The organism is Bdellovibrio sp. HCB288 (assembly GCF_047305935.1).
Classification (GTDB): domain Bacteria; phylum Bdellovibrionota; class Bdellovibrionia; order Bdellovibrionales; family Bdellovibrionaceae; genus Bdellovibrio.
This window is the reverse complement of sequence record NZ_CP178619.1, coordinates 530,368-550,507: the sequence shown is the minus strand read 5'-3', so window position 1 is coordinate 550,507 and position 20,140 is coordinate 530,368. Positions and strand designations below refer to the sequence as shown.

General features: G+C 48.3%; 16 protein-coding genes. 10 read left to right on the top strand and 6 right to left on the bottom strand.

All coding sequences use genetic code 11. The annotated features are described in order from the left end of the window. Nucleotides 1-125 precede the first annotated feature (125 nt). The 3 genes from ACLVWR_RS02670 to ACLVWR_RS02660 all read left to right on the top strand — a co-directional run bounded on the left by ACLVWR_RS02670 (nucleotide 126) and on the right by ACLVWR_RS02660 (nucleotide 3,200). Nucleotides 126-1,319, top strand: coding sequence for a hypothetical protein (locus ACLVWR_RS02670; RefSeq protein ID WP_413582410.1), 1,194 nt, complete (start codon nucleotides 126-128; stop codon nucleotides 1,317-1,319). Nucleotides 1,320-1,503: 184 nt separating this feature from the next. After that, nucleotides 1,504-1,980, top strand: coding sequence for a hypothetical protein (locus ACLVWR_RS02665; RefSeq protein WP_413582409.1), 477 nt, complete (start codon nucleotides 1,504-1,506; stop codon nucleotides 1,978-1,980). Between the two features lie 149 nt (nucleotides 1,981-2,129). Beyond that, nucleotides 2,130-3,200, top strand: coding sequence for a linear amide C-N hydrolase (locus ACLVWR_RS02660; protein WP_413582408.1), 1,071 nt, complete (start codon nucleotides 2,130-2,132; stop codon nucleotides 3,198-3,200). 41 nt (nucleotides 3,201-3,241) lie between these two features. On the opposite strand, the gene ACLVWR_RS02655 is transcribed toward ACLVWR_RS02660, so the two are convergent. The 3 genes from ACLVWR_RS02655 to ACLVWR_RS02645 all read right to left on the bottom strand — a co-directional run bounded on the left by ACLVWR_RS02655 (nucleotide 3,242) and on the right by ACLVWR_RS02645 (nucleotide 6,035). Then, the gene (locus ACLVWR_RS02655) at nucleotides 3,242-4,954 is read right to left on the bottom strand and encodes an ABC transporter ATP-binding protein (protein WP_413582407.1); all 1,713 of its coding nucleotides are present in this window, start codon (nucleotides 4,952-4,954) and stop codon (nucleotides 3,242-3,244) included. Continuing rightward, a complete protein-coding gene (locus tag ACLVWR_RS02650; RefSeq protein ID WP_413582406.1) occupies nucleotides 4,951-5,232 on the bottom strand; it encodes a hypothetical protein in 282 nt (93 codons plus the stop codon). Before ACLVWR_RS02650 ends, ACLVWR_RS02655 begins: the two co-directional genes overlap by 4 nt. Before the next feature lie 416 nt (nucleotides 5,233-5,648). Next, complete coding sequence (locus ACLVWR_RS02645) at nucleotides 5,649-6,035, bottom strand: hypothetical protein (RefSeq protein WP_413582405.1); 387 nt, start codon at nucleotides 6,033-6,035, stop codon at nucleotides 5,649-5,651. Nucleotides 6,036-6,173: 138 nt separating this feature from the next. Here ACLVWR_RS02645 and ACLVWR_RS02640 point away from each other — a divergent pair, with 138 nt between their 5' ends. From ACLVWR_RS02640 to ydiK, 4 genes are all read left to right on the top strand, one after another. Beyond that, nucleotides 6,174-7,334, top strand: a complete 1,161-nt coding sequence (locus ACLVWR_RS02640) for a sodium:proton antiporter (protein ID WP_413582404.1) — start codon at nucleotides 6,174-6,176, stop codon at nucleotides 7,332-7,334. 185 nt (nucleotides 7,335-7,519) lie between these two features. After that, nucleotides 7,520-8,341 carry a PAS domain S-box protein gene (locus tag ACLVWR_RS02635; RefSeq protein ID WP_413582403.1) on the top strand — a complete coding sequence of 274 codons (822 nt, stop codon included), beginning with the start codon at nucleotides 7,520-7,522 and terminating at the stop codon, nucleotides 8,339-8,341. 71 nt (nucleotides 8,342-8,412) lie between these two features. Then, nucleotides 8,413-10,587, top strand: a complete 2,175-nt coding sequence (locus ACLVWR_RS02630; RefSeq protein ID WP_413582402.1) for a patatin-like phospholipase family protein — start codon at nucleotides 8,413-8,415, stop codon at nucleotides 10,585-10,587. A 16-nt stretch (nucleotides 10,588-10,603) separates the two neighbouring features. Further along, nucleotides 10,604-11,719 carry an AI-2E family transporter YdiK gene (ydiK, locus tag ACLVWR_RS02625; RefSeq protein WP_413582401.1) on the top strand — a complete coding sequence of 372 codons (1,116 nt, stop codon included), beginning with the start codon at nucleotides 10,604-10,606 and terminating at the stop codon, nucleotides 11,717-11,719. Here the strand turns inward: ydiK and ACLVWR_RS02620 are convergent. From ACLVWR_RS02620 to ACLVWR_RS02610, 3 genes are read right to left on the bottom strand one after another with little or no spacing between them, the layout of a single operon-like run. Continuing rightward, the gene (locus ACLVWR_RS02620; RefSeq protein WP_413582400.1) at nucleotides 11,655-13,073 is read right to left on the bottom strand and encodes an efflux transporter outer membrane subunit; all 1,419 of its coding nucleotides are present in this window, start codon (nucleotides 13,071-13,073) and stop codon (nucleotides 11,655-11,657) included. The two genes, ydiK and ACLVWR_RS02620, sit on opposite strands and share 65 nt — an antisense overlap. Further along, nucleotides 13,070-16,231 (bottom strand): efflux RND transporter permease subunit, encoded by a 3,162-nt coding sequence (locus ACLVWR_RS02615; RefSeq protein ID WP_413582399.1) that lies wholly within the window; start codon nucleotides 16,229-16,231, stop codon nucleotides 13,070-13,072. The genes ACLVWR_RS02620 and ACLVWR_RS02615 overlap by 4 nt, the downstream gene beginning before the upstream one ends. Before the next feature lie 9 nt (nucleotides 16,232-16,240). Then, a complete protein-coding gene (locus ACLVWR_RS02610) occupies nucleotides 16,241-17,374 on the bottom strand; it encodes an efflux RND transporter periplasmic adaptor subunit (protein ID WP_413582398.1) in 1,134 nt (377 codons plus the stop codon). 210 nt (nucleotides 17,375-17,584) lie between these two features. On the opposite strand from ACLVWR_RS02610, the gene ACLVWR_RS02605 reads away from it, so the two are divergent. The 3 genes from ACLVWR_RS02605 to ACLVWR_RS02595 all read left to right on the top strand — a co-directional run bounded on the left by ACLVWR_RS02605 (nucleotide 17,585) and on the right by ACLVWR_RS02595 (nucleotide 20,081). After that, a complete protein-coding gene (locus tag ACLVWR_RS02605) occupies nucleotides 17,585-17,860 on the top strand; it encodes a zf-TFIIB domain-containing protein (RefSeq protein WP_413582397.1) in 276 nt (91 codons plus the stop codon). A 172-nt stretch (nucleotides 17,861-18,032) separates the two neighbouring features. Continuing rightward, nucleotides 18,033-18,476: a hypothetical protein gene (locus ACLVWR_RS02600; RefSeq protein ID WP_413582396.1), complete on the top strand. Its 444-nt coding sequence runs from the start codon at nucleotides 18,033-18,035 to the stop codon at nucleotides 18,474-18,476. Between the two features lie 9 nt (nucleotides 18,477-18,485). Next, a complete protein-coding gene (locus ACLVWR_RS02595; RefSeq protein ID WP_413582395.1) occupies nucleotides 18,486-20,081 on the top strand; it encodes a S8 family serine peptidase in 1,596 nt (531 codons plus the stop codon). The last annotated feature ends 59 nt before the right edge of the window (nucleotides 20,082-20,140 follow it).

The window sequence follows — 20,140 nt, the reverse complement described above, 5'->3', positions numbered from 1 at the left end:
AGGGAACTTCCCGGAGCGGGAAACGTCTACAAGATTCTATACACAGTTATTAAATTAAACAGTTTAAACCAATAGAACCGACAAGTGTGTGGTCCGCGTATTGCTATTTATGTTAGGGGGATGGGGTGAAAATGCCTAAATATCAACTTTTCGGATTTATCACATTGGCAGCGATTTCTATCGTTTCGTTTCAAAACTGTTCACAAGCAAGCTTTTCTGAGGCGAAAAGTCAGTTGGCTTCCTCCACTCCGGACGGTTCCAATACAACGGACTCGGCCTCACCGAATGATCCAAGCACTCCAGACAGTGCTTCGCCAGACACACTGTCTGCGGTGGATATCACGTGGGCGGTGAATAAAAATGTGGTTTTGAATATCACGCATGCGAGCATTATCGCCGCGAACAAGGGCAGCTTATTGAAAGTCGATTCCGTGGGCATGCCCAATTTGGGTTCGTTAACGGCGAAGGGCTCCAGCAGTTACGACTTCGTATCTTCTGTGACCGGCACGGCGACGATGTCCTATACTATTTCCAACAGCTCCAATGTTAAAGCCAGCGCAAAGATCATTATTAAGGTGGTTGAAAGCGACATTGCGACCGCTCCTTTCTATGGCTGTAACCTTGACGGAAAACTTTATAGTTTGGATCCGGCAAGCGGGACTTTGTTGCAGGAAGTGAATCTGACCTATAATGGTTCCAAGTTGCCTTGCAGTGACATGGTTATCAGTAGTTCTGGAGTGGTGTTTGCGAAGGATGCAGACGGAAGCAACAAGATCTATACGATCGACGTAAGCACAGGCAAGGGCACCCTTTATCAGAGTTCATTGGTGGCTTCCGGTAACCGTTCTGTGGGCTTGACCCTGAGTGTGGATGGCCAAAGCCTGATCACATCAGAGGAAACAGATCCAGGCAGATCGTCACAGACAAACAGTCTGATTCAGGTTTCTAAAGCGGGTGTGAAGACGGTGCTTATTCCGGCTTCAGACAAGTTCCAGATGTATGGTGGTGACGTCAAGTTGCTTCCGGATAACAAGATGTATTGGACCATCACTAACGTGACGTCGACTTTGTGTCGCAATACCGCGAAGGCAGGTAACCAGGCCGTGCTAAGATACGATCCAGCAACCGGAGAGAAGAAAGAGATCGCATGTTTTGATAAGAAAAACATCTTCGGTCTGGGCTTCGCCTCCAAAGCACTTTACGGCTTCAGTGAGCAAGGTAATCTGGTGCGTGTCGACATCAACACGGGCAATACGACTCTGATCAAGAATACAGGTCTGACGTTCATTGGGGCCGCAGCCAATCCGATCCTTTGGTAGGATTTCACAAAAGTAATATTTCATGTAAAAAGCCCGCGGACAGCGGGCTTTTTCATTCACAAGTATGGGTATCTTTTTCATTCCCGGTATAACAATCGTACAAGTTTCCGGGTGCCTATTGTGAATTCCTGATTCCTCGGGCATTTTTGCCTCATTCGTATCAAAAACATAAATGAGGTATTCGATGAAAAAAATCGTTCTTTCTGTTGTGACTCTTTTGTTGGCGCAAACTGCTACCGCTGAAATCACAGCGAACTCGTCTTGGGAAGAAATCTTCGCAGCCAAGGGGCCCTATCAAATCCACGCGCCAGTAGTTTATATGGGGCGCGCAATTGACTACACATACGTGTGCCGTGATGGACAAAATCTACGCACAATGGGTCCTGTTGATATCGTGGTTAATGATCAAGAAGGCGATGGCCCAACGAAATTTGAAGTTGTTGGTAGCGAAGTTCTTTCCACTCCGATCAAATATGTTCAACACGAAGAATTCTGTGATGCTTCTTACAATAAGGTTCTTTGCACTCCTGTTACTTACACAGGCGTTTATCCAATGACTGTTCAAATCAGCGTGGGTCGCAAATTGAACAAAGGTCGTGAAGTTCATTTGTTCACGAAATCATACACAGTTCCGAACTGTGAAACAGTTGAAGTAAAATAGTTGATTAGCATCACATTCTGAATGCTTTAAAAGGCTCCCAATAGGGGGCCTTTTTTTATTTTAACAATTGAAGATGCAATTTGTGCGGTTTGTTTGTCGCTGATCCATCGTGAGCTTTAAAATGGGCCTTTAAACATGGGAGGCACATCATGGGTGTAAGGGCGTGTATATGCATATTATTGTCGGTGCTCATAGTTGAACCTGGCAACGCTTGCACAAGATTTCTTTGGAAATCCAGCGATCAGAACACGGTGATCGGCAGAAATATGGATTGGGGAGAGGAGATGGGCTCCAATATGTGGTTGCTTCCACGGGGAATGGAGCGCCAAGGAGGAGTCACTGACAATCCATTGAATTGGACGTCGAAATACGGCAGCGTGATTTTAACGGCGTACGATATTGGCACTGCCGATGGCATCAACGAAAAAGGACTTGTCGCAAATATTTTGTATCTGACCGAAAGTGATTTTGGGATTCGGAACACCCAGCTTCCGGGGATCTCGGTATCTTTGTGGGCTCAATATTTTCTGGATAACTTTGAAACTGTCAAAGAGGCCCTCGGTTCACTTGAAGCAAAGCCTTTTCAAATTCAAACATTTGGCGTTGAAACTTCCATGGGTAGAAAAGAGGGAGCCGTTCATTTGGCTATTTCCGATAAAGAAGGTGATACGGCTGTGATTGAGTATGTCGGTGGCAAGGCCAAAATCTATCACGATAAAAGCTATAAAGTGATGACCAATTCTCCGCCCTTTGATCAACAGCTGGCGGCTTTGAAGCAGTATCAGGGCTTTGGTGGCGATAAGAAGCTCCCAGGCACCACAGAGGCCGCTGATCGCTTCGTGAGGGCGGCCTATTACGCTCAACACTTGCCTCCGCCACAGGACTATCGGGAGGCCATTGCCGGCGTTTTCAGTGTCCTGCGCAATGTCTCCCAGCCATTTGGGGCGCCAGATCCTGCAAGACCGTACATTTCAACAACGCGGTGGAGAGCAGTCGCTGATATGAAGCGGGGAATTTATTTTTATGAAAACACCCTAAGTCCCAATGTCGTATGGGTGCAGTTAAATCGTTTGGATTTTCAAAAGGCAGCTCCGGTGCGAAAACTCTCACTTGTGAAAAACTATGACTTGGTGGGCGATGTGACAGGGGTTTTTAAACCGGAAAAAATGTTCCAGTTTCAAAAGGTGGAAAAAGAAAAGCAGTTGGGCAAGACTCAGTGACAGGACGAAAAAAAAGGGGACTTGGAAGTCCCCTTTTTAGTTTAAACGATTAGTTCTTTTGGAACACCTTTTGGAATCGCACTCAAAAGTTTTTGAGTGTAATCATGCTGCGGATTTGAATAGATATTCTCCGCCGTGTTCATTTCAACGATTTTACCACCGTACATTACTGCCACGTCGTCAGAGATGTATTTAACCACTGACAAGTCATGAGAGATAAAGATGTAAGTCAGGTTCATTTCATCCTGGAGATCCAATAGCAAGTTCAGGATCTGAGCCTGAATGGATACGTCAAGAGCGGATACAGACTCGTCACACACGATGAAGTCAGGCTTAACCATCAACGCACGAGCAATACTGATACGTTGTCTTTGACCACCAGAGAACTCATGCGGGTAGCGATTCATCACACCCGGAGACAAGCCCACTTTTTTCATCATAACAGCAGCCATCTCTTTGCGTTGGCTGTCGTTGTCACCCAAGTTATGGATTTGCATTGGTTCCATCAAGATCGCACCGATAGTCATACGCGGATTCAGAGAAGCAAACGGATCCTGGAATACGATCTGCATTTTCTTACGTACCGGAAGCATCTGGCGAGCAGATAGCTTCGTGATGTCCTGACCTTCGAAAACGATTTGACCGGCAGTGGAGTCCACAAGGCGCATCAAAGTACGACCCAACGTGGTTTTTCCGCAACCAGACTCACCAACAAGGCCCAGAGTTCTGCCTTTTTTAACTTGGAAGGAAACGCCATCAACTGCTTTTGTGTAGCCTTGAACGCGTCCTAGCAAGCCGCCAGTGTGTGCAAAATGTGTTTGCAGGTCTTTGACTTCCAGGATCACTGGAGCGTCAGAAGGATGAGAGGCTTTTTTGGCTTGTTGAGTGGATGCATCCGGGCCTGGAAGTTCTTCGCCATTAGGACCCATGAAGTCGCTTAGAACTGGCAAACGAGCCAAGTGGCTGGAAAGAGACGGGCGGCAAGCCAGCAATCCTTTTGTGTAAGGATGTTGTGGATTCGTGAAGATTTTTTTGGAAACGTTGGTTTCCACAACCTCACCCTTGTTCATTACGATCACCTGGTCAGCGATATCAGCAACAACACCCAGGTCATGCGTGATAAACAGCATGCTCATGTTTGTTTGTTTTTGGATATCAGCCAATAGATCCAGAATTTGTTTTTGGATTGTTACGTCCAACGCTGTTGTCGGCTCGTCGCAAATCAAAACATCCGGATTACAAGCGATCGCCATAGCGATCATGATACGTTGACGTTGACCACCGGAGAATTTGTGAGGGTAGAAGTAAAGTCTTTCTTCTGGATTTGGAATACCCACTTTTTTCAACAACTCCACACCACGAGACAAAGCTTGTTCTTTGGTCAGGTTTTGGTGAAGCATCAAAGTTTCAGTGATTTGGTCCGCGACAGTCAGAACCGGATTCAAGCTGGTCATTGGTTCTTGGAAAATCATGGAGATTTTAGCACCACGGATTTCGCGCATTTTGTCTTCTGGAAGTTTTAGAAGATCTTTGCCTTCAAACAGAATTTCACCGCTGGTGACTTTGCCCGGATGACCGATAAGGCGCATGATTGCCAGGGAAGTAATACTTTTGCCGGAGCCGGATTCGCCCACAAGGCCGACAGTTTTGCCTTTAGGGATTGAAAAGGAGATGTGCTTAACAGCTTTAACGATGCCGTCATCAGTTTTGAATTCTACAGCAAGGTTTTTTACTTCAATGACATTATTGCTCATTTTTCTCTCTTCCTGGGTAACATCAATACATTATCCGGTACGGTCACTTCCCGGCGAACCGGAGGTGTACTGTCCTTCAGCGCTGGGTGGGACCCTTCGCCGCCGTCCAAGAGTAGCAGAAATGCCGACAATCTGTAAGCAAGATCGTGTGCTGCGTAGTTACTTAACTGGATGCGCATGGGCCCAAAGTTTATCTGAATTAAGTCATTTTTGTCGTCTCGTCCAAAATAAAATTCATCCGTGGTATCGAAAAATGTTCTTTTTTCCGGATTGTCCATGAGAACCCCTCTGCTTAGGGCCTTACTGTGCGCATTTCGGGCTAAACTGGTCAATAAAATGGCCCCTTTTCATGATTTGGTTTTCAATGGGTCTTCAATTGGAATTCATTTAGTTGAGCGATAAAAAGTCGAGGACAAAAGATGCTTAAAATTTCGACTTTTCCCTATGAAAAACCTGCCTTTATATTGGTCGCATTGTAATGAAAAATCTCGCAGTCGCACCTGAGCACGCTGCTGTCCGTGTGGCTCTTTGGAGAGCACTTCATGTTTAGTTGGACCCAGGCGAGGAAAATTGGCGCAGCCGCTCTGAAAAAGAGATAAATTTTTCAAAAACTATGTGTGTCTTCATTGTCGTTCGAGCTCGATTTGTCGAGAGCCTCATCGTAGAAGCAGTGGGCTGCCGCGTTGCGCTATATTTAGAAGCGTTCGCACGCAATCAAGCGCCAGTATGCATTTTCATTCTTGTATAAGGCGATGCTATTGAGATTTCGTGCGATCAGATCGCGTTCGTGAATGCCGGGAAAATTCAAAGTTCTTTGCAGTAACCGACCTTTGCCCATATCGAGTGAAATTTCAAACGTGTTGCGGTGTTGGCGCCATGGAGGTGTCACGGGCTGGCAATTTGATAGAAATTTTAAAAGCAGTTTTTCTCCGGGAGCTCCATAAAGAACCAATTGGGATTGCAGCCCGCCTGGCGAGCCCGTAATCAGAACTTCGCCGCGATGGGGGAGGATCACGTGAGTCTGGGCTGAGGCCAGAAGTCCGAGAAGCAGAAGTGATCCAATGAGAAGCAATGCTTTCATAAAGATTCTCCTTTTGCCTCTATGATAAACACTTTGGTGATGAGATTGTTGGTTAACGTTAGCTACTGCTAAAACACATCCTCGCCAGGAGTCGTTTTGCGGTTCATATTTCCTCCCATTTTAGAAGAGAATACGAGAATGAAGCGTGTGATCCTGCTGACTTCATTGTTGATCCTGGGGCTTATAAGCTCCCAGTTTTTACCCTGGATTTGGGGGCCTTTGCCCACGGAATTAAATTTTATTCGTGGTGCCCTGACCATGGGGTTGCTGGCCTATATCATGATCGAGGTGGGCCGGGAGTTTGAAATAGATCTCGGCAAAAAGAAAGAATACGCGGTCGACTATGGTGTGGCAGCGACGGCGGCGGCATTCCCCTGGATCTTTTGTACAATCTACTTCCTGATTTTTTTAATGCCTGACTCGCCAACTTCTGATCGAGCACCGTGGATCGAAGCAATGCTGGCTGCTCGATTTGCTGCTCCAACTTCAGCGGGTGTGTTGTTTTCAATGCTGGCCGCGGCGGGGCTGGCCGGTACGTGGGCGTTTCGAAAAACGCGAATACTTGCGATCTTCGATGACCTGGACACTGTATTGTTTATGATTCCTCTGAAAATCGTGATGGTGGGATTCGCCTGGCAAATGGGTGTCGATCTTTTTGTGGTGACACTTTTGCTGGTGCTCGGGTGGAAGTACTATCGAAAGCTTGTCATACCTTCCACATGGCCTTGGGTTTTGCTTTATGCTTTTGTGATCACCTGTGCAAGTGAACTGATCTTTTTTCTGACCAAGGAGCCGGATTCAGTATTGGGAGTGCACATTGAGGTTCTGCTGCCGGCATTTGTATTGGGGTGCGCGTTAAAGCACCAAGATCATGAAGACATTCCCACTCCTGGGGAAGAGATTCCCGGTGAGGGAGCTGAGGAGCGCGCCGGACTGGTGATCTCGTGTTTGTTCATGCTGTTGGTGGGGCTTTCTATGCCGAGCATGTTTGGGAGTGGATCTGTTGTAAAAATTGACATGGGTTGGGGGGAAATTTTACTTCACGTGCTGGCGGTGACCGTTCTCTCGAATCTGGGAAAAATGTTTGCGGCTTTCTGTTACCGCAAGGAGGCCACTTTGCGCGAGCGTCTCGCGGTATCTGTGTCGTTATTTCCGAGGGGGGAGGTGGGGGCCGGCGTTTTGGCGGTGTCGCTGTCATACGGTATCACGGGACCTTTTGTGACGATTGGCTTTTTATCTCTAGCATTAAATCTTATGCTGACTGGCGTTTTCATTGTTATAGTAAAACGGCTTTTGTAGTATGGTAACATTCTACATGAGAGGCAGTATTGAGTCCGGAAGAACAAAGGAAAGCAAAAGAGGATTTTAGTTTTTGGTTGCTCCAGAATAGGATCACTTTTTATTCGCTCATTGCAATTCTGCTGATTTCGGCGCTTTTTGCCGCCGGAATCATTCTCTTTCCTGAATTTAGCACCTCCCAGTTTGTGGCATTCATTGTTCTGATTCCTGCGTTGTCTTGTCTGGCGATTGCAACCTGCCACGCCTCAAATCTGGAATCGGAGAAGGCCCTGAGAGAATACCAGCAACTGCACACACGCGTGTTGGAGGCCGAGGGCTCCCGAATCACCCTGGATCGTTTTTTTTCCATTTCCAGTGATCTGATGGCTGTGGCCGGTAAGGATGGGTTGCTTAAGAAAGTCAGCCGGTCCTTGGTGAAATCCCTGGGGCACAGCGAGAAAACTTTGTTAAGCACGCCATTTGTTGAATTCATTCATCCCGATGACAGGGAAGCAACCCGGAAAAATATTGAAACTCTGAACATGGGGATTCGCTCGGTGGGCTTCGAGAATCGATATCGTACAGCGACTGGGGATTACAGAACGCTGAGCTGGAGTGCAGCCGCAGATCTGGAGTTGGGGGTTCGTTTTGCATCAGCCAGAGATGTGACAGATGAGCGCAATTTTCAGTTGCGCGTGCAACAGGTTTTGGATGTTGCGCCTTTCTTGTTGGTGGTTTCTGAGGCTGGCGGTGTTGTCACGAATTGCAACGCGGCATTTGCAGGCGTGGTTGGGGTTGAGCGGGAATGCATCGTGGGCCAACCTGGAAGCCATTTCAAAATGTCAGGACTATTTGTTACGCCAGAACAAGAGCGCGAAGTCAGTACCTCACGTCAGGCGATGACTTTTTCTGAAGTCCTTATGGTGCAAGGACGCGTCCATCACTATCATTCGACAGTGTTTCCTATTCAAGATCAGACGGGCAAGATTGCTTGGATTGGAAAAGTATCCTTAAGTTCCCAACCATAGAAGACATGTTTGTTTGCAGCTGAAATATTTTTTTAAGGCCGGCTCTGATTCCGAATGTAAATCTAAGAGGCATGCGATTTATTTCATACGTTCTGGTGGTGATTTTCTTTCTTCCCTGGATCTCCTATGCAGCAGAGACCAAAAGGCCGCGCATTGGTTTGGTTTTAGGGGGAGGCGGAGCACGGGGTTTGTCCCACGTTGGTGTTCTGGAAGTTTTGGAACAAAATAGAATTCCCGTTGATTGTATTGTTGGCACCAGTATCGGCTCGTTGGTGGGGGCTGGATATGCCGTCGGTCGCACTCCTCAGGAGATGAAAGAACATATTCAGGCAGCGGATTGGTCGCGAATGTTTTTGGCGCGACCGCCGCGTAAAGCTTTCCCATTTCGTCGCAAGCAGGATGATTCACTATCCATGCTTGGCGTGGAAGTGGGGTTGAGCGACAAAGGACAAGTTCTTTTGCCAAGAGCTGCAATCAGTACTCAGGAAATTGAGTATTTTCTGCGGACGTTAACTTACGGATCAACTTATCCGAAGTTTGACAATCTGCCGATACCCTATCGGGCCATAGCTACAAATTTGGTCAATGGCGAAATGGTTGTCCTGGGAAATGGCGACCTGGTGACCGCGATGAGAGCGAGTATGGCCGTGCCTGGGGTCTTTCCGGCGGTTCCTTCCGAGGGGCGCCTTCTGGCTGACGGTGGTCTTGTCAGAAACTTGCCGGTGGATACTGCCAGACAACTATGTGCGGATGTTGTTGTTGTCGTTGATGTTAGTTCCGCACCTTTGCAACAGGAAGAAATTGGCAGCATTTTTTCTGTGATGGATCAGTACACCCGGTTGATGATGATTCAAAACGTGCATCCACAGCTAAAAAGTCTGACTGCCAAAGATGTTTTGATCAGTCCAGTGTTTAAAGATCTTGGTTCCACGGATTTTGGCAAAAGTGAGCCGTTGATCAAAGCGGGGGCCGAGGCTGCTCAGAAGGCCATGCCGGGTCTTGCGCGGTATTCACTTCCTGAGTCTGAGTACGCAAAGTGGAAGGCGGATCGGGAAAAGAAAAAGTACACGCCAAAGTCACTTGCGAAAGTTTCGGTCGGGGAAAGTGGCTGGGTTAATCCGCAAACCTTGGTGGGGGAGCTGAAGGTCAAAACTGGCGAGGCTTTTCCGATTGATTCATTCCATGATCAGCTGATGTCCCTTTATGCGACCGGTGACTACAGTCAGTTGGACTATGAGCTTCACGACGGACCTCTTGGGCAGGAATTGCTGGTTCTTCCAATTGAAAAAAGCTGGGGCCCGAATTACTTGAATTTTGGTTTAAGTCTGGGAACTGATTTTGAAAGTTCCTATCCATGGAATTTGACGGCGATGTATCGTCGCACCTGGGTGAACTCGTTGGGTGCTGAATGGAAAACGATTCTTCAGGCCGGGAACTCCTCCAGATTCAATACCGAATTTTATCAGCCGCTGGGGGTAGGTAAGAGCGGATTTGTTGCTCCACATTTTAAATACTATCGATTGCCACTTGCGATTTGGCAGGATGGTGAAGAGGTCGCCAAGTACCAATACTCAAAACTCACCGCGGGCGTTGATATCGGTGCCGGCTCCAGATTTGGAGAGTTGCGTTTCGGTCCATCATACAATGTCTATCGGGCTTCTCAATCCATCGGGCCCGCGGTTCTTCCAGACTCCAGAACCTATGATTATGGACTGCGATTGAACTTGTTCTATGATCAGTTGGATAACTACTTCTTTCCTACAGACGGTCAGTATTTTGATTTGTATGGCTACTACTCCTTGGGGGCCTCCGAGGACATTAAGAATTACGGAGTTTATGGTTTGCAATTTCGCGACGCCTTCCGAGCCGGCAAAGGTGCAGTTCAGATTACAGTGAAGGGGCAAACTTCATCGGGTGACAGTACGGTGCTGGCAGATGTGAGTTGGCTGGGGGGCTTTTTAAATCTTTCCAGCTTTCATTATCAGGAATTGATCGGGGATCAGTTGGCCTATGGATCTGTTCAGTACTATCACCCGACGGGATTATTGTCAGGAAGCTATTGGGGTGTGGCGGCGGAATCTGGGCGTGTATTTAACTACTTTGATGAAAGACTCGCGGACCAATGGCACTACTCGGGAACCATGTATATTGCCTATGATAGTTTCCTGGGGCCGATGTATTTTGCAACCGCCTACGGTGACAATGAAGTGTGGAGTTTCTATTTCATGCTAGGTAAACAGTTCTAATTCTGAAAGGAAAACTATGAATACCGAATGGGGACTGGCCAGAAGTTTATTCGCTTCCATTTTTATTCTGCTACTTATAGTAGGATGTTTCTGGATCATGACACCATTTTTGCCATCACTGATTTGGGCAACGATGATTGTGGTTGCGACGTGGCCTCTGTTGGTTAAAGCGGAAAGAAAATTTGGCAGTCGCAAGCTCGCAGTGGTTGCCATGATGCTGGTGATGTCGGTGATTGTGATATTGCCATTGATGGTGACGGGTTATGTGTTACTTACCCACATTGATGAAGCTTATAACTGGCTTAAAGGTGTTAAAGACTATACATTGCCGATGGCCCCCGCAGGCCTCGCTCAACTTCCCTTTGGCGATCGCATTGCAAATGACTGGAATGCCGTTGCAGAAAAGGGACCCGGCGCGCTGGCCGAACTTCTGCGCCCTCATTTGCGTCGGATTTTTGGTTTAATAACAGCGGCCGCTCAAAGCACGGGCCTCCTGTTTGTTCATCTTATACTGACAACAATTCTAAGTGGAATTTTGTATGCGAAAGGTGAATTTGCAGCAAAAGGTGTCATCATGTTCTTCAGACGCATTGATGGTGATCGAGGAGAGTCCGCAGTGGTTCTTGCCGGACAGTCGGTGAAATCAGTGGCCATGGGAATAGTGGTTACCGCCCTTTTGCAAACAACGTTGGGAACATTGGGTGTGTGGGTTGCAGGTGTACCATATGTCGGGATCCTTGGGGCGACAATGTTGGTTCTGTGTATTGCGCAGATAGGCCCGATCCTTCCGATGCTGGGTGCTGTTGCCTGGCTTTTTCAAAATAATCAAAGTCTGGCCGGATCGATTTTGCTGGCTTGGACATTCGTTGTTGGCTTGATGGACAATGTGATTCGACCTTTGTTGATCAAACGTGGGGCTGATCTGCCGCTGCTATTGATTTTTGCAGGCGTCATCGGTGGGCTTTTGGCGTTCGGTGTGGTGGGGCTCTTTATCGGGCCAATGACCTTGGCGGTGGCATATCGTTTGGTGGAGGCTTGGACCAAGGAAAATCCAAAAGCGAAATTAACTACTTCTTTTCAGGCTGCTCCCAACCACCACCGAGGGATTTATAAAGATCCACCACCGCTATAAGTTGTGATTGCTGTGATCTGACTAAATCCAGCTGCACATCAAACAGCTGGCGTTCGGCATCCAGTACCTCCAGGTAGGGTGATTGCCCATTGGTGTAGCGTAGATTTGCCAAGTAAAGGTTTCGTTCAACGGCGGTGACTTCCAGTTTCTGCGCCACAATCACGTCGCGATAAGATTTGTATCTTTGTAACGAGTCGCGAACCTCAACGAAGGCATTCTGAATGACCTGGCGGTATCGTGCTACAGCTTCCTTCTGTCTGGCTGTCGCAGCCTCGACCATATGGCCGGTTTTGCCTCCGTTAAAGATAGGCATGGAAATTCCGGCACCGTAAGCCCATTTCTGGGAGTCGCTGTTAAAAAGGTTTTTTAACTCAGCACTTTCAAATCCGAATCCACCGATCAGCGAAATGCTTGGAAAGTAGTACGCTTTGGCAACCCCGATGTAAGCATTTGCTGAAATAAGATTTTGTTCAGCAGCAGCAATATCAGGTCTTCGTTCAAGCACAGAAGAAGGTAAAGACGCCGGTAGCTGTGGTGGCATCGCGATTTCATCCAAACGTTGGCCTCGGGCAATTGGAGACTCAATAACTTCACGAGGCTCCCGTCCAATCAGAACGGAAAGAAAGCTTTCAGCTCTGGATACTTGCTCTTCCAGTTTGTAAACCGAAGATTGGGCAGAGTGCATTTCTGCTTCTGCTTGCCGGGCGTTGAGCTCATTGCCCACTCCGCCCTTGAAGCGCTTGTAGATCAAATCATAAGAGCCTTTGCGTGATTCAACGGTATTCATTGCAATACTGTGTTGCAGATCCAGGGACCTTAAAGCGAAGTAGGCGCTGACAACCTGACTGACAATCGTCAATTGCACATTCACCCGGTTGAAATCCTCACGTAGTAGCTGGGCGCGAGCAGCCTCGTTGCTGCGACGAACTTTTCCCCAGAAATCAATTTCATAACTAAGAATCAAACCCAGCGAAAAGAAGTTTGTTGTGCTCTCTGCACCGGGGGTCAGCAAAGTGGGACCGGTCTCGCTGACCTTTTCACGACCCGCATCTCCGCGCAGGTCCAATGATGGCCAGAATTCCGACTTCGCAATTCCCAGTCTTGCGCGGGCTTCATCGACTCGCGCCAAGGCCATTTGCAAATCCAGATTGTGTTCAAGAGCTGCTTGCACCAGTTGGGAAAGCGTGGGATCTCCGAATTGCTTCCACCAATCAACATCGATTTTAGTAGTGGGTACTGGGGTGGGTGGCAAGCTTGCAGGGAGTCTTGAATCGGGTCTTTTGTAGTCGGGACCCACGGCACAGGATGCCACGAGGCTGCAGGTGACAATAATCTCAACCAATCTGGATTTCACTTGGTTCCTCCCGCGGCGGCAGGTTTAACCGGCTCTGGATGAGCAGTCTTGTGCTTTTTAGATTTTTTGATTTTGAAAGATGTCAGAACCACGAAGAACATTGGAATAAAGAAGGTTGCCACAAAAGTACTGACCAGCATGCCGCCGATGATTCCTGTTCCGATGGAATGACGGCTGGCAGAACCGGCGCCGCTGGAGATAGCCAATGGCACCGCACCCAGAATGAATGCCAACGACGTCATCACAATTGGCCGAAAGCGCAAGCGAGAAGCCTCGATGGCGGCTTGTGTGGCGTCCAGTCCTTCGTGCATTTTCTCGACCGCGAACTCGACAATCAGAATGGCATTCTTGGCTGATAAACCGATCAGAGTGACCAGGGCAATCTGAAAGTACACATCGTTTTCAAGTCCACGAAGCCAGTTGGCAGCCAAGGCGCCCAGGAGGGCATAGGGCACGGATAGCAAAACTGAAAGCGGCAAACCCCATTTTTCATATTGGGCGGCAAGAATCAAAAACACGAAGATCAAACCATATAGAAAAACGGTCGCTGAGGCACCACCGGTGAGTTTTTCTTGATATGCGGTTCCGGTCCACGCGATGCCATAATCTGCGGAAAGATGTTGTGCCAACGCTGCTTCAACGGCCTTGATAACCTGACCGGAGCTGTATCCCGGTGCGGGACTTGCGATGATACGACTTGCAGGAAAAATGTTAAGGCGCTCAACGATTTCCGGTCCGGTGACTCTTTGAGCAGTCAGAATCGAAGTCAGGGGAACCATGTTGCCATTGTCGGAACGTACATAGATATTGCGGATGTCATCCGGACGGGATCGGTATTCCCCTTCAGACTGCAATTGGACTTTGAACGTTCGTCCGAATTTGTTGAAGTCGTTCACATAATAACTGCCGAAGGTGGCGGCCATGGCGTCAAAGACTGTGTTGATTGGAACCTGATAGGCCTTGGCTTTTTCGCGATCCAGATTCAAAAACAATTGCGGAATATTGGCGCTGAAGTTGGAACTGATTGATCCCACGGCGGGATTTTGGCGAAGTTGATCAATAAACTTAGTGGTGGTCATCGCCAGAGTTTTACTATCAGCACCGCCTCGACTTTGCAGGTAGAATTCAAGTCCCCCGGTGGTACTCATGCCGACGATGGCCGGAGGACTAAAGGCGATGATATTGCCATCACGAATAATCTGGTTCAGCCCAAAAAGACTTTTCACGATAGCGCTGGCGGATTGGTCTGGATCCGGGCGGTCTTTCCAGTCTTTCAGAGTGATAAAGCTGGTGCCGGTGTTGGTGCGGTTGGAACCAGTGATTAAATCAAATCCTGAGAGAGAAAAGACGTCCTTAACATTGCTGTTGCCTGTGGTGAAGGTGTCCAGCTGATCGGTGACTTTGACGGTTCGGGATAAGGAGGCGCCGTCTTGCAGATTTGGCACACCAAAAACATAACCTTGATCCTCTTCGGGGACCAGTCCGCTGGGTAGGATTTTAAAGAGCATGAAAATTCCAAAACAGCAGGCGACGAAGAGGGCACTGCTGATCATGAAACGTCTGTTGAAGAAAGTCACGCCACTGACATAGCCTGAGGTGATGCGGTCGAAAAACCTGTTAAACCCGCGGAAGAATCTGTTGGGATCATGAATTTCATCTTTCAGAATCAAAGCACACAATGCGGGTGTCAAAGTCAGGGCGACAAGTCCCGAGATCGCAACAGAAACGGCGATGGTGATTGCAAACTGCTTGTACATTTGCCCTGCCATACCACCCACAAAGGCGACGGGAATGAATACTGCACACAGTACGAACACGATCGCAATGACGGGGCTGGTGACCTCTTCCATGGCTTTGATCGTGGCTTCCTTGGGCTTTAATTTTTCCGTGCGCATGATCCGCTCAACGTTCTCCAGAACGACGATCGCATCATCGACGACAAGCCCGATCGCCAGGACCAGACCGAAAAGGGTTAAAGTGTTAATCGAAAACCCCAGGGCATACATGCCGGCAAAAGTTCCGATGATGGAAACGGGGACGGCCAGGCACGGAATCAAAGTGGCGCGCCAGCTTTGCAGGAAAAGGTAAACCACCAAGAAGACCAGAATCATGGCTTCCATCAAAGTTTTAATAACCTCTGCAATGGAAACTTCGATGAATTTTGTCGTGTCGAAGGGAATATCGTAGGCCAAACCCGGTGGGAATTTTTGGGAGATGGTGTGCATGGTTTCTTTCACCAGCTCCGCTGTTTTAACTTGATTGGCACCCGGGGCAAGGTAAACCCCGATACCGATCGCGGGTTTGCCGTTCCATTTGGTGGCAACGTCATAGCTGAGTGCGCCCAGTTCCACACGCGCCACATCTTTCAGCCGAAGTTTGGAACCATCGGGGTTGGAGCGAACGATGATGTCTTCAAATTGTTTTGGATTATCCAGGCGTCCTTGAGTGGTCACTGTAAATGTAAAGTCCACAGTGTTGTTCAGGGGCTCCGCACCGACTTTGCCGGCGGCAAACTGGGCATTTTGTTCTTTGACCGCCTTGATTACATCCGTGGCGGTCACTTTCAATTGCGCCATGCGATCAGGACGCATCCACAGACGGATGGAGTAATCCTGGGCTCCAAAGATCGAGGCATCACCCACGCCCGGAATTCTTTTAATTTCATCCAGGACGTTAATCAGGGCGTAGTTACTGATATAGACGGAGTCGTAGCGAAGGTCCGGTGCCCGCAGTCCGATGATTTGCAGAATCGCCGAAGATTTTTTCTTAACGGTGACACCTTGACGGCGCACCTCCTCGGGAAGAGAAGGCATGGCGATTTGCACACGGTTGTTAACGTTGATGGTGTTTTGATCGGGATCTGTACCGATCGCAAAAGTCACAGTCAGAATCATGTCACCATTGCTGGAATTGGTGGACTGCATATAAAGCATGTTATCAACACCGTTGACCTGCTGTTCGATGGGGGCGGCAACAGTCGAGGAGATGGTTTCCGCAGAGGCCCCTGGATATTTCGTGGTGACCGAGACTTGGGGAGGCACAATTTCAGGATATTGAGAAATGGGCAGCGCTTTGATCGCGGCATAACCCGCAATCATAAAGAGCAAAGAGATAACGGCCGAGAACACAGGTCTGTTGATAAAGAATTTTGAAAACATTTTTTTACCTTATTTTCTGGCTATGGCTGTACCGCTGACCACCTTCACCTTTTGTCCATTGCGAACTTTCGCGGCGCCTTCGACAATCAGAAGTTCACCGCCCCGCAAACCGCGATTGATCAGAATGCTGCTGGAAATCTCCTGTCCCAGCTCCACACCCACTTGGCGGGCGACACTTTCGCCGTCCACCGTGAAGACCACCGGTCCATTCTGAGTTTGCACAACGGCCTTCTGCGGAATGGCGATGGCGCTCTTGATGATGAAGCCCTTCATATAGACGCGAACAAATTGACCCGGGCGCAAGGAGGCATCTTCATTGTCGATGCTTGCGCGGGCTTTGACTGTTCCTGTGGAGGTGTCGACGATTTGGTCATTAAAGTTCAGGAACCCCACCTTAGGGTAAAACTCCCCATCGCCGAGCTTGATTTGAACTTCAATTTTTTCCATGCTTTCGGGGCGTCCTAACTTTCCTTCAGCGGCCAGGCGACGAAGTTCCAGCATTTCAGAATCCGTGTAGCTGAAATTCACGTAGGCAGGATTTGTTTGGGAAATGGTAGTGAGCAGTGACTTATCCGAATTTGCGACGATCAGGCTGCCTTCAGCGACTGTTTCTGCGCTGGCGTATCCATCGATGGGTGCGGTGACGTCGGTGTAGCTAAGATTCAGTTTGGCCTCGTCGAGTTTCGCTTTGGCGGCATCGAATGCTGATTTGGCACCATTGTAGAATGCCACAGCATCATCCCGGTCCTTTTGGCTGACGGCATTTTCTTTATAAAGTGGCACAATACGATCCATGGATTGTTTGGCATTGATCAAGCGTGCACGCTGAATTTCCACTTCTCCTTTGGCCTGGGCAACTGCGGTTGCGTAGGGTGCGGGATCAATTTTAAACAGCAAACTGCCGGCTTTTATTTTTTGCCCTTCTTGGTAGTAGCGCTTCAAAAGAATGCCACCGACCCGGGCCCGAACCTGAATATCGCGAATACCAGAAATCTGTCCGACGTACTCTCGAGTCAGGGGGATATCGCGCGGACCCACCTTTATTGTCGTCACCTCGGGTACCAGCTGCACTGGAGGTTCCACTTTTTTAGTGCAGGCCAAAGTGAGCAATAGCAATCCAGATATCGCGAGCCTTCGGGTCATAAGTACCTCTTTGCAGTTATGCCCGATCAGAATAGGTTCTGCAGAGGCCAAATAATTACTTACAGTTTTACAAACAAGACCTTAAGTCCGGGTTGTATTTTGAAAGTGTTTTCTAATTCATTCTTTTAAACAAAGATCTTCATCAAAATTATCTATTATTTCGATGAACTGTTTCTTTGTTATCTTATGTCGAATGAAAGGTAGGTCGTTATGAAGTGTCCACATTGCAAAGATAAAGATCTGGTTATGAGTGAGCGCAAAGGTGTTGAGATTGATTACTGCCCTGAGTGCCGTGGCATCTGGCTGGATAAGGGTGAGTTGGATAAAATTTTGGATCGCTCTCAAAAAGAAGAAGCCCAGGCTTCTGCGCAGAGTGCTCAGCGTCCCCAACATCAACAACAGCAGACTCAGTATTCGGCGCCTTCTTATGGCGATGGTTACAAGTACAAACGTAAGAAATCATTTTTTGAGGAGCTTTTCGACTAGCTCTCTCTAATCCAAAAGGATGCGATGTAGTCATTGTGGCGCGTCGAGTCGCGCAGGATAAAGGCGCAGCGATTTGTGGCGGTAGGGCAGTAATTAACGCCATTTGAGTGTCAATTCCAGGAATTCCCCTGCAATTATTGACAACGTTTCGCCAAACCTTTAGTCCCTGCGCATGGTTAAAATTATTCTAAATCTGTTTATCGTTTCATTGGCTGTTCCGGCGTTTGCGTGTCCTGAGTTGCGAGGCAATTTTGATTGCGTCTCTGATTCAGGTCCGGTGAATTCTTTTATCATTAGCAAGGGCGCTGAAAAGGGCCAGGTCATTTATCAAATTAACGGCACCAAGCTTGTTGCGAACGGAATTCCTGAGACTCGTCACAAAGGTGATGGTTTCCCAACGACCTACACGACTTCCTGTGAGGGCGAAAATTTGCGCGCTCGCATGCAGACTCAAGTCTCCTCCGCCATCTGTCCATCACTGCCATTGGAAATTGATTCCATCACGGTTTTCACACGTAAGGGTGATGATATCATCATGGATGACGTAACAATGACTTCGTGCCCGGACCGCGCACCAATGCATATTCGCCACATCTTCACCTGCAAAAGAAAGTAAGTAATTGAAATGAAATATTCTGCACTGATCACATTTGCTTTGTTGTTCGCGATTTCTTCGGCGAACGCTGCTACTTTCTTGATGTCATTTAAAGAGCCGGCGCGTGCACAGGAATTCAAAGCCACAATTCAAGCACAGCACTTGCCAGGCTTGGAGCTTCAGGATGATCTGGCTGAGATGAAAGTTTTGATCGTTAAAGCGGATAGCAAAGAACAAATTCTGCGTTTCGCTGACAGCCGCGATCTTCTTTTTATTGAATCTAAAAAAACATTCGCAGCTCCACGCGTGCAGATCCTGCCAACTCCGGTGTCTGGCTTGGCCAGAATGACATTGATGAGTAATGAAGCGCCAGTTTCCAAAGGCCTGAAAATGATCAAAGCCCCGGAGGCGTGGGGCATGACTCGTGGTAAAGGTGCACGCGTGATGGTGATCGATTCAGGCATCGATAAAAATCACCCCGTATTCGCAGGACGCATTGAGCAGGTTCGTAACTTCACTGACGGTGATCCTCAGGACGTTACTGATACAGAAGCCCATGGAACCCATGTCGCGGGTATTATCGCCGGTAATTCTACAGGCGAAGCTTTGGGTGTTGCTCCAGAGGCGACACTCTTGATTGCCAAAGTCTGCGGTGCCAAGGGTTGTTCATCGGATGCTGTTGCCAAGGCGTTGTCATGGGCCTTGCGCGAAGATGTGGACGTGGTGAACATGTCATTGGGTGGGTCTGGAAGTGTGGTTGAATCGTTCATGGTAAAGCAACTGGATGGAAAGCAAATTCCGGTTGTGGCTGCTATGGGAAATCACGGACGTGAAGTAACTCCATTGCCAGCGGGATACCCAGGTGTATCCGGTGTGGGTGCGGTTGACTTTGACGGTAAACGTGCTGAGTTTTCAAACTGGAGTCACGCATTGGACTTGATGGCTCCGGGCGTAGGAATCCGTTCCTCTGTTCCGCTGGGCACTGGCCGCGTGGCTGTGGCAAGCTTCCAAAGCTCCAACGGATCATTCCAAGTATTGCCATCTGTGACGTTCAGTGGAGTGCCATTGGCTGCCTTGAAGCAATCTTCTGTATTTGCTGAATACGGCACTGTTGAAGAATTGGCGAAGGTTTCTGTTGCCGGTAAAATCATGGTCGTAAAACGTGGCAACTTGCCATTGCTGGATAAAATTAAAAATGCCCAAAACGCTGGGGCGACCGCTTTGATCATTTGCAATAATGACGGGGCTTTGGTGAGTGGCTCTTTGAGCGAAGACCCAAATGAAATCAAAATTCCTGTGATCATGGTTGAGAAAACCGCGGGTGAGGCATTGCTTGCCGACTTGGTGAAATCCCCGGCTTTGAGCGTGCGTCTTGAGATCCAAGGGGCTGATTACGCCGAATTCAGCGGGACATCCATGGCATCCCCTTATGTGGCGGGAGTTGTGGCGCTGATGAGATCCATAGCTCCGGGCATTACCTCCTGGAAGACTCGTCAAATCATGGAGGGCACGGCCACTCCGATTAAGACGGAGATTCCGAATCAGACTGGTAAAGGTCTTGTGAATACGAAAGCTTCCGTTGATGGTGCCTACGCCGTTCGCAAGAAGTACAAAAAGCGAAAATAGATTCTTTGAGTTTTTAAAACAAAAAGGCCGAAGTTAAAAACTTCGGCCTTTTTTATTTA